We start from the raw sequence: 10,214 nt of genomic DNA, 5'->3' as shown, positions 1-10,214 counted from the left end.
TTGTTTGATATGCGCCCTTACTTTATTGAACAGCGCCTGAAACTAAGAAACCCTATATACAGCGAAACCGCAGCTTATGGCCACATGGGCCGCAAACCGGAAACCGTAACCAAAACTTTCAGGTCGCCTAATGGTGAGGAAAAAACAGTTACGGTAGACCTGTTTACCTGGGAAAAACTTGATTTTGTAGATAAAGTAAAAACTGCTTTTGTGCTGTAAGCAATAAGCATTTAAAATACCCAAAGCCCTCCTGTAGTCAGGAGGGCTTTTTTTTGCTCCAGCCTTTGGATTGTGTTTGGGATGAAGAGCAGTTTTAAACAATATTTATACAATGTTTACACAATGCTTATACAATGGTTATACAATCAAATATTGTTTAAACTTTGTTTTAGTCCTGTTTAAAAGAAGTTTAAAATTTGTTTTAAACTTAAACCCATCCCCAATGCATCTTTACCATAACCGGCATTAAAACAAGTTGAGATCAAACCATTTCTTCAACCGGTTGTTTTATATAAAAAAGAATAAAACCATGGAACATCCTATAGAAATGAATACACTGAGCCAGATTTTAGAGAAATTGAGGCTTAAAGGCTTAGACAATGAGATTAAAATGACCGACCATGGTAAAATGCAGGGGGTTGGCGTAAACAAGATTTACAATCCGGAAGACCTGACCATCATCAAAACTTACCGTTTTGAAGGGGATTCAGATCCTGGCGACAATTCTGTACTCTATTTACTGGAGGATAAAGACGGGCAGATCGGTTATATCTTAGATGCTTACGGCATGTACAGCTCACAGGAAAATGCAGGATTTGATGATTTCCTGAAAAAAATACCTACAGCAGACCGCGACCTGCAGGAGTTGCTGAGTTAAAACACAATTGCCTATAAAAAAGCCCGTATGAAAAAATAGTCATACGGGCTTTTTTATGGGCAATGTCCTTATTTCTGTATCTCGATCGCAACAGGCCCGATCAGTCCGGCCCTTGGATTCCCACGATAAGCGGATGGAATAGTTTGATAGTGATTAGACAGCGTACTATACACCAATACTTCTACTTCATTAGTCCCTGCTTTCAGGAATTTAGTGATCTCAGTTTTATAAGGTTTGGACATCATCGTTACCACATCCTGTCCATTTATTTTAACAGCACAGGTAGCCACAACTTCACCCAAATCGAGTGAAACTTTATTTTTCAATTGCTCAGCACTGAAACTTAAGGTCTTTCTGTAATACAATCCACCCGAATAATGCTTCATCTGCCCCGTTAGCGACCAGTCACCCGCTTCCAGCAATCCAGACCGGCAGAATAATTTTACAGGAAAAGGGAATGCGGCAACATCCTGGATCCCCGTTTCGGTTTCGATCTGCATGGCCACTTCTGCGATCTGCGCTTTCTTCTCCGGCAGGTTTACCTGATAAGTATTTAAACCAGATTCGGCTTTCAACAGCTGGATGTACTTTTTATCCAGCGGCTGTCCGTCTATCCAAACAGCAAGGTTTTTACCATAAATACCCATTTCCATTTTTTCTAAACCCGGCGCAGATTTGAACCGGTAACAATAGGCTTTGTTTTCGCCCTTATCCGGATCAAACATTAAATGCGGCACCTGATACCAGCGCATAGCCAGTATTTTAGAATAAGGGTCTACCTTTTCCGGAAGTGGGTTTGCTGCCGGCAAAAAGACAATGGCACTTCTCGGACGTTCATCACGTGAGTTTGGCCCGGTTTTATACCCTTTTTTAGGCACCTTGGCATAAGCGGCAAGTACAGCATGCCAGCCTTTATTCAGTTTGATCTCAGTGCCTGTTAAAGCCTTGCCATCCACATAAAAGCGATCTGGCATCCTTTCTCCCAGCTCTACATGGTACAATTGTTCCTGCGGGGCATAAACATAAGTTTTAAAAAGGTGGTCGCCAGCCCCATCCAAAATAAGGAAACCATCGTTTACCTTAGCTTTTAACCCATGGTAACCCTGCGGGCCGGGATGGTCCCAAACACCAAAACGCCAGCTAAAACGGTAAGGTTTCCAGCTGTCCAGCTTTCCGTCAAGTGCCTGGCCTATTAAGGCATCAAAATTGTTTGAAGTAGAGTCCAGCAACCATTGCATCTGGTAGCTGTAATCGTAAATGCCTTCTTTCCAGCTGTTGTCATTAAATGCAGCAGCTGTCCAGTCTTTAGCCGCATTGGCCTTAGTGCTGAATTTAAATGTACGGGCTTCCGTACCGATCATACCATCAAAGGCGGGCAGGCGGAAATCCCCCCATTTGTTGTTCATGGTAGGCAGAAATTCTATCTTCCAGTTTCCTGTCACCGGAATTTTTTCAAGGGCAACTGCATCAGATGTTTTTTTGCTTTCTATCAGCGGTTCTCCTGGCGAGAAAACAATGAGTGATGAATTGGTATAACCGGCATCTGACCGGATATAAGTTCCTGCTGCAGTCTGTTTAACAACAGGCAAAACTTTGGTCTCGCCGGTTTTGGCATCCCATAATTCGGCACGGCCCAGGGCCCGGTAAAAAACTTCGTTGCCCGGTTTTACATTCATTGTCATGTATACCTCTTTATTTCCGACCCTGCGGTGCAGCACTTTGCCCCCTCCTTCACCAGGAATAAAATCGGGTGTAATGTGTTGCGCCAATACAGTTGCAATATTCAGCGTATCGGCAAGCAAACCCTTCCCTCCGGCAGCATTCTGATGAATCTCGGCCTTTTTACCGGCTTCCAGTTCTCTTGCCGTTAAGCCGAAAATTTCTTTTACAATGGCATCAACCTCCGGATCGTTGCTGCCTTTACGTGTACTGGCCATAGGCAATGCACCGGTGGCTACTACTATTCCTCCCTTACGATAAAAATTTAGCGCCTGTTGCAAAGCCTCGTGGTGCATCGCTTTCATATCAGGTAGGATCAGCACCTTAAAAGACATATCTGATACTTTCAGGGATTTGTCACTGATCTCTGTTTTAAGAAGGGATCTGTAATCCATAAAATCATAATCCAGGCCGGCATTGCTTAATGTTCTTGCAGTGGCAAAACTTATATCGGGCCTGCTGCCCGGAAAAGCCTGCATGGGTTCGGTAGGGTACATCAGGGCAATATCGCTAACATGGATGCCCTGGCTCATCAAATAACTCAGGCGCTCCCCATATTCCAGCCATTTTTTCATATGTGGCCAGTAAGGCATGCGATAGTGGAAATCAGGTGGTGCCCACTCCCACCATCCGCCATGCGTGGTGTAATAGAGGCCATGCATACAAATGAGATTACCCCCTGCTATAAAATGGTGGTCCAGCTGTTCGGTCAGCCATTCGCCACTGCTGCCCCAGCCCATGCTGTGAAAGGCTTCCAGCCAGGTGCGTGGACGCTTGTATAAATGTGCAACAGAACTGGATACTTTGGTCTGTAAAAAAGAAGAGCCTCTGGCCGGGGCATCATTTCCTGGGGCAGTATACCAGCTTTCTATACGAAAATAATCTACATAATTGAGGGGTTCCAGCCCCCGGTCCAGGTTATCTGAGCCATAAATGAGCCCGCGGCTGGCATGCCAGTTGTAAATGGGCTTAAAATATCTTTCCTCGGCCAGTTCTATCAGCACATCGGCATAATCCATACGGATTTTTGGGGTGATTGCACCGATATTTTCTTTTAAGGCTGGCAGATAGGGCAGTACGTCGTAGCCTTTTATACGGCTAAACTGCTCTGCAAAATCTTCCGACCAGGTGTTCATGTCAAAAGGGATGAACAGCTCATCCTGGAAAAAATAGTTCATTCCTTTGCGGCCCTGGGCATCCATTTTATCTTCAAAGCGCTGAAAATAATGTTTTACCAGTTCCTTACCATGATCGGGATGCAGCATGTAGTTATTGCTGGCCACAATGGTATATATTTTCCAGTTGCCATTGTTTGGTGCTTTAAATTCAATACTTCCGTTTTTAACCTTTCCTTTAAGGTCTATAAAGGCGGCCCTGCCTGTAACCGGCCAGGCAGTAAGGCTAATCAGATCTGGTGGGACTGCCTTTTTTAAGGAAGTACCTGCTGCTATGGTATCGATTTTTATAACCAGCGCACCCTTATAGGATTTGAAACGTTCCAGGTCGCGTACCTCATCGGTAGAATAGCCGTTACCTACCCAGCCTATGGTATAATCGTCAAGGCCTGCAGCCAGGCCCCGTTTTGCGGCTTCGCCGGAAAACCAGTTCCAGGTTTTCCACCATTCATCAGAATATACTGCGGGATTACCATGTTCGGTACGTCCATAAAGGCCATAGCCCAGCTTTTTATTCAGTTCTGCATCTGCGCCCCTGGGATCGGTATGCAGGTAGCTTATTGCAAAACCATCTGTAGAAGATTGTTTAAGGATATCCAACTGTTCAGTTAAGCGTGCGCGCGAAAGCGTATCACCGTTCCACCAGAAGAAAGGGACATTTCCATAGCCTTTAGGTGGGTTACCGAAGCCTGGCCGCACATCAAAGTCCGTATTTCTTGTTGGGTAGCCACTAAACTTTGTGTCGTGTGGCAGGCCATTCTTTTTCTGTGCAAAAGAATGTTGGGCAGCGCCTGACAACATCAGCAATACGCAAAGCATATAAAGTGTTTTCATATTCATTCTGCTTAAAATAGGTTGGTTTGGGTTTTCATTTCTTTGTACCGCTTTAGTGCTTCGAGGTAATAATAGTCGCCATAAGTAAGGGGCACATCCACTTCAGAGCCTTTGGGCATATGACCTACACCATGCTTAAGGATAAACCCGCCGTTTGTACCTGTAGCAGCCTTATATTGTGCAGAAGAAAGTGTCTTTATCATTTTTTCGGCAGTTTTAAAATAATGCTGTCCCTGCTCTCCTTTATTATACCGGCAAAGTTCCAGCAGTGCTGATGCCATAACGGCCCCTGCCGAGGCATCTCTTAGCGCGTTGGGAATGTCGGGAGCATTAAAATCCCAGTAAGGTATTTTATCCTGGGGAAGGTTGGGATGCTTTAATATAAATTCAGCGATATGGTTGGCCTGCTCCAGGTACTTTTTGTCTTTGGTTTCACGGTACATCAGCGTATAGCCATATAAGCCCCATGCCTGCCCTCTTGCCCAGGCCGATTCATCGGCATAGCCCTGATCTGTTCTTTTCTTTTGTACCAGGCCTGTTTCCGGGTTGTAATCGATGACATGATAGGAACTGTAATCGGGCCGGAAATGATTTTTCATGGTGGTACTGGCATGTGTAACGGCTATTTTATAATAACTGGAGTCGCCGGTTTCCTTTGTTGCCCAGAACAGGAGTTCCAGGTTCATCATGTTATCTATGATCACCAGAAACTCGTCAGGTTTTGCATCCCATGACTGGATGCAACCCACTTTAGGGTTAAACCTGCTGGCCAGCGATTTGGCGCTGGTGATTAAAATGTCTTTATACTCAGGTTCTGGTTTGATCCTATCGGCCATTCCGAAACTGCAGTACATCATAAAGCCAAGGTCGTGAGTGCTGGTATTGTTTTTCTCTTTTTCCAGCACTTTCAGGATCCTGCGGGTTTCGTTATAAAGTGCTGTATCTTTCGTTTGTTCATAGATATACAACAAAGAACCTGGATAAAACCCGCTTACCCACCAGTCGGAATTGCAGGCTTCGAATTTGCCTGTAAGGGGATAAAAAGTTTTCGGGAATTGGTTTGGGGGAAGGTTTTTCATCATCAGGTGGTATTGTTTACCTGCATCGGCAAAGGTGCTGTCGATGTTTTTTAACAATAGGGGGTCTGTTTTAAAAACCGGCTCCTTTACTGCACATCCTGCTACAATCGAGACGCCAATCAATACGCATAAGTAGGTGTTTAATTTATTCATTACTATCTGGTTAATTTCTATTCCAATTGTAATGGAGCACGCAACCTTTCCTGCTCCTTTTCCGTTTGTTCTGTGTTTAAAAAGATCCCCCGCCTGGATCATTGGCGGGGGATTATTAGCTATTTTACGGTAACATTTACTTCTCCTAAAACCACATAAGTTTGCGGTCCGCTGACTGCCACTACTTTAAGGTAGCGAACCTGGGACAGCGCAGGAATGGCAAAAATCTGTTCATTATTGGTCAGACGGTCAAAATCATAGGTACCCATATCCGTCCAGGTGGTATTGTTGGCACTGCCTAAAAACTGGACCACATTAGGGCCGCGCTCATCGGGAGTAGCTTGTACCCAGCGCCATAAGCTTACGGTTTTGATGGTTCTGCTGCTTCCCAGATCGACAGTGATGTAGTGTGGGTACCTGGATGTAGTAGCCAGCGTAACCCAGCGGGTAGCCGGATTGCCGTCAATCATATTTGCCGGGATACTGAGGTTATTGGCATCAGGATTTTGGGAAGAAAAATCAATCACTTTCCATTCGGTCTTGTTGAGCAAAAAGCTTTCTACCAGCTGGTCGTTGGTATACAGCGGATCGATTGCCGTAGCAGCTAAATGCTGGGTCCTTAATTTATAGCCCGTTTCCAATTTATAATCGGTTAACTGTAAAGTTAGGGTACCTGGCAAAACGCTTACTGTTTTCAGAACTCCTGCAGTAGTGGTATATTCCACATCTGACTTGACGATGGTACTACCTGGGATTACGGGCTCAAACTGAAGGCTAAGTGTATTGGCCAGGTTAAAGGTAGAAGATTGCACCACGCGGTTCAATAAAGTGGAACGGTAGCGCTCGCCCCAGGCATCGCCTGAAACTTCTACCGGTACAGAGGCATGGCCAGCGGCATCATAGGTTCTGATGATAAAACTATAGTAGTTTTCCGGAAGATTGGTTACGGTATAACTGATCACCTCCTGATTAGCCGGTACGGGTACCTCTGCAGAATCGGTATAATTGTTCCAGAATACCCTGGCTTTGACTACTTTAGGATCGGAACCCCTTTTCCAGGAAATCTGCACCTTATTGAGGCCTGATTTGGCAACAGGTGAATTGGCTTTTCCGGGGTAAATGATCCCGTTAGGAATGACATATTGTGCATAGGTACTGTCCATTTTTTTACAGGCCATAAAACCACACACACCTGCTAAGGCAATTGATAAAAATATCTTAGTTTTCATATTTACAGCTTAACATTTATAATTTACCCCAAAAAGTGACCTCTGCAATAGTTACCTGTCCGGTTCCTCCCCAGGTTTCTGTTGTTTTAAAACGCAGGTAGCGGTATGCAGGCGGAGTATCCGGCATTTCAAAATCTTCACCATTTGTAAATCCATAGGCGTTGTCTTCTGCCGTTACACTTACGCTTCCTGAAGGTTTAAAAGAATCAAATTTACCGATCAGTGTCCAGGATGCCCAGCTACCATCGGAGGCAGGTGCATTGGAACCCCAAAGTTCAAATGATTTTACACATGCCCCAACATAAGTATATGGAGGCGTTCTTTGATGCGCTTTCATGCGGCTCAATACCACAGGAACTTTCAGGTCGATGGTGAACCATTGGGGTATGGGTGTATTGTTGTTGGATGCATAAATACCCAGGTTAACCAGACCATCCCAGATATTGGCCAAAACGTTGGTGCTTAATGCCGGTTGGTCGGTAGGCAGGGCATAGCCCGCGAATGGTTTGGGTACTTTTTGCTCAAACAAAGGGGTAAGGGTTTTAATGATAGCCAGGGATTTGTTGCCCCAGCGGTCCCTTAGGTATACAGAAAACTTTTTAGGCGTGGCCGATAAGCCCCTTACCGAGAAGGAACCTGAGGCAGTTTTGGTGTAAAAGGTTTGCAAGGGGCGTAACAGTCCGTTCCCGGTAGTATCTGCATCCAGTACTATGGCCAGGTTGGCTTGTAAATCATTCTTCACCCTCACCTTTACCCCACCAAAACCAGGTTCTATACTAAGCGCATCATAAGCCAGCTCTACAGGAGGCGCCAATGGCTTGATCTTCACAATTGCTGGAGCCGATTCTTTCTCATTTCTACCAACACTGATGATTTTCACCTCATATTCATTGGTATCGCCAAAGCCTTCCAGTTTCAGGGTATCCGTATAGATGGACGACTTGCTTTCTTTGAAAACCCCGGGCTGAATTTCATACACCGCTTTTACATAAGCAAGGTTTACATCTGAGCTGATCTTATAAGTAATATTTGCGCCGCCAGGTGTGTTTTCATGTTTAAAATCAGTTACCTGCTGAGGGGCCGCTGCATTTGGATCGCTGTGATCTAATCTTGGATCTTCTTTACAGCCCTGCACACTGATGACGGTCAGGAGCGTAAAAATCATATACAATATTCTTTTCATCACGTATTTTTTTTATTGTGAATTACCAACCTATGTTTTGCACCAGGTTCCTGTTATTTAAAATGTTATTGTCGCGGATGGGCCAGAAATAATCTTTTAATCCGAAGCGTGGAGAAAAGATCAGTTTTTTGCGATAGTAGAGGCTGGCTGTTGCCTGTTCGATATCCCAGCCCTGCACCGGTTTTACATATTCCTGAGGGGCTTCTTTCCATCTTCTCAGATCCCAGAAACGGGCTCCTTCAAATGCCATTTCTATCAGCGTTTCCCTATGGATGATGGCCCTTAAACCTGGTTGTGTTAAATATTTGCCTTTATTATTGGAATAGGTAGACCAGGAGAGTTCTACGGTTTGCAAACCAGCCCTTTCACGTACCAAATTGATGTATTTATACACTTCTGCGTCTGGTCCGTTCTTTTCATTTAAGGCTTCGGCATATAGTAAGTACAACTGGGCAAGCCTGAAGATTGGCCATGGGTAGTTATTGATGCTGTAATCACCCGCAGATGCACCCTGGGTATTTTGGAAATGCACATATTTTTTGATGAAGTAACCTGTTACTGAACCAAAATCGGCCTTACCTTTACCATTTGGCTGCCCTTTTTTGGCAGATACATAATAGGTCCCCGTTGGTACAGCATCGTTGTAATATCCTTGTCCGTACCAAACGCCACCATCAAACCCAAGGTTGGCATAAAAACGGGGTTCCCGGTCAAAATTGGTAGATGAGGTTTCATAATTCAGTTTGATATAGCGCTGATCGGCAGCTGTTCCTGCTTTTATAGCAGGCTGATTGACGTTCCAGGTTGGATCTTCTTCTATAGGGATTCCATTCTTGCTGTAAAACATGTCTGCAATTTTTAATGGTGGCGCCAGTTCATAACCAATTACGCTATTGTCTTGATAGCGAAAATCGACATTCGGGGTAGCGATAAGCTGTGTATTAGCGGAAAGGCTCTGGCTGTTTGCCCAGATGATCTCTGGATTCCACCTTTCTGTAAAGGCATTTCTGATACTCAGCTGCTGTACAATCTGATCGGTAAGTACAGACGCGGAACTGGCCCTGTCAAATTTATATAGACGATGTCCTGCAGACTCGGCAACTGTTATGGCTTCTTTACATGCAAGTGCAGCATCGGCCCAGCGGCTGGCTAAAAATTGCTGGTTGAACAGCTGGGTACCATCCCGGTTTTTCAGGGTTGCCTGCTCCGTGTTACCATTAAAGAGCGGACTAGCGGCCGTAACCATCACTTTTGCTTTTAAGGCATAGGCAATGGGTTTGGTAATCCTGCCCAACATTTTTACCGGATCGGCTACTACGGGTTGCAAATTGTCTTTTGCCTCATCGAGCAATTGTACAATATAGGCAAAGCACTCATCTACTGGGGCCCTTACAATTTTTACAGTAGAAATGTCTACTTCTACAGGCAGGTTTTCTTTGATCAGTGGAATGGGGCCATACATTCTAACCAGGTAAAAATGGTAGTAGGCTTTCAGGAACTTAACTTCTGCAATCCATTGTTCCCTTTCTTCTTCCTTCAGGTCGGGTACCTTTCCAACGTTTTCCAGGAAAATATTGCAATCCCGTAATGCCTTGTATAGGTTTGTCCAGATGCTATAAGTGTTGCTGTCGCCTATGGGGTTCACTGTAGCCTGAAGGCCCATGGCAAGGTCAAATATCCTGTGGTTAAACGTTGGTTTTGGCGGTCCGTTAATCGCCCAGGTCTCATCTCCTCCAAGCAAGGATGGATCCTGCTCAAGATTGCCATCTTTGGGCATATAGGAGTAACAGGTATACAGGTATTTCTCTGCCTCGGCCCGCATGGTAAAGGAGTTGTCTATGGTCGGAATATTATCAGGGATAACATCTAAATACTTTTTACAGGAGCTGAATGTAGTGAAAAAAATAAGGATAGCTGCCTTGAGGCACCAGTTTCCTTTTCTTAAATATTTCATGTCGTACATAT

7 protein-coding genes are annotated in these 10,214 nt (G+C 44.7%); 2 read left to right on the top strand and 5 right to left on the bottom strand.

Going from position 1 to position 10,214, the window contains the following annotated elements; translation table 11 throughout:
- Together HDC92_RS23555 and HDC92_RS23550 are read left to right on the top strand one after the other, a co-directional pair.
- On the top strand, window positions 1-219 hold a 219-nt coding region (locus HDC92_RS23555), incomplete at its 5' end, for a methionine adenosyltransferase domain-containing protein (RefSeq protein ID WP_183877344.1).
- 310 nt (window positions 220-529) lie between these two features.
- Window positions 530-877: a hypothetical protein gene (locus tag HDC92_RS23550; protein WP_015809894.1), complete on the top strand. Its 348-nt coding sequence runs from the start codon at window positions 530-532 to the stop codon at window positions 875-877.
- Window positions 878-945: 68 nt separating this feature from the next.
- On the opposite strand, the gene HDC92_RS23545 is transcribed toward HDC92_RS23550, so the two are convergent.
- From HDC92_RS23545 to HDC92_RS23525, 5 genes are all read right to left on the bottom strand, one after another.
- A complete protein-coding gene (locus HDC92_RS23545; protein WP_255484661.1) occupies window positions 946-4,605 on the bottom strand; it encodes a glycosyl hydrolase in 3,660 nt (1,219 codons plus the stop codon).
- Window positions 4,606-4,616: 11 nt separating this feature from the next.
- Window positions 4,617-5,837: a glycoside hydrolase family 88 protein gene (locus HDC92_RS23540; protein ID WP_036675319.1), complete on the bottom strand. Its 1,221-nt coding sequence runs from the start codon at window positions 5,835-5,837 to the stop codon at window positions 4,617-4,619.
- 119 nt (window positions 5,838-5,956) lie between these two features.
- Window positions 5,957-7,066 (bottom strand): DUF4998 domain-containing protein, encoded by a 1,110-nt coding sequence (locus HDC92_RS23535; protein ID WP_183877342.1) that lies wholly within the window; start codon window positions 7,064-7,066, stop codon window positions 5,957-5,959.
- Window positions 7,067-7,082: 16 nt separating this feature from the next.
- Window positions 7,083-8,249 carry a DUF5000 domain-containing lipoprotein gene (locus HDC92_RS23530; protein WP_183877341.1) on the bottom strand — a complete coding sequence of 389 codons (1,167 nt, stop codon included), beginning with the start codon at window positions 8,247-8,249 and terminating at the stop codon, window positions 7,083-7,085.
- 22 nt (window positions 8,250-8,271) lie between these two features.
- Window positions 8,272-10,203, bottom strand: a complete 1,932-nt coding sequence (locus HDC92_RS23525) for a RagB/SusD family nutrient uptake outer membrane protein (protein ID WP_183877340.1) — start codon at window positions 10,201-10,203, stop codon at window positions 8,272-8,274.
- Between the last annotated feature and the right edge of the window lie 11 nt (window positions 10,204-10,214).

Source organism: Pedobacter sp. AK017, assembly GCF_014200825.1.
Classification (GTDB): Bacteria; Bacteroidota; Bacteroidia; order Sphingobacteriales; family Sphingobacteriaceae; genus Pedobacter; species Pedobacter heparinus.
The sequence above is the reverse complement of the archived record's forward strand: the minus strand, read 5'-3'. Positions and strand labels throughout refer to the sequence as shown.

Excerpts from the sequence above, each read along its gene's own strand:
- HDC92_RS23550 (WP_015809894.1), top strand. The coding sequence starts at position 530 with ATGGAACATCCTATAGAAATGAATACACTGAGCCAGATTTTAGAGAAA.
- HDC92_RS23545 (WP_255484661.1), bottom strand. The coding sequence starts at position 4,605 with ATGAAAACACTTTATATGCTTTGCGTATTGCTGATGTTGTCAGGCGCT.
- HDC92_RS23540 (WP_036675319.1), bottom strand. The coding sequence starts at position 5,837 with ATGAATAAATTAAACACCTACTTATGCGTATTGATTGGCGTCTCGATT.
- HDC92_RS23535 (WP_183877342.1), bottom strand. The coding sequence starts at position 7,066 with ATGAAAACTAAGATATTTTTATCAATTGCCTTAGCAGGTGTGTGTGGT.
- HDC92_RS23530 (WP_183877341.1), bottom strand. The coding sequence starts at position 8,249 with ATGAAAAGAATATTGTATATGATTTTTACGCTCCTGACCGTCATCAGT.
- HDC92_RS23525 (WP_183877340.1), bottom strand. The coding sequence starts at position 10,203 with ATGAAATATTTAAGAAAAGGAAACTGGTGCCTCAAGGCAGCTATCCTT.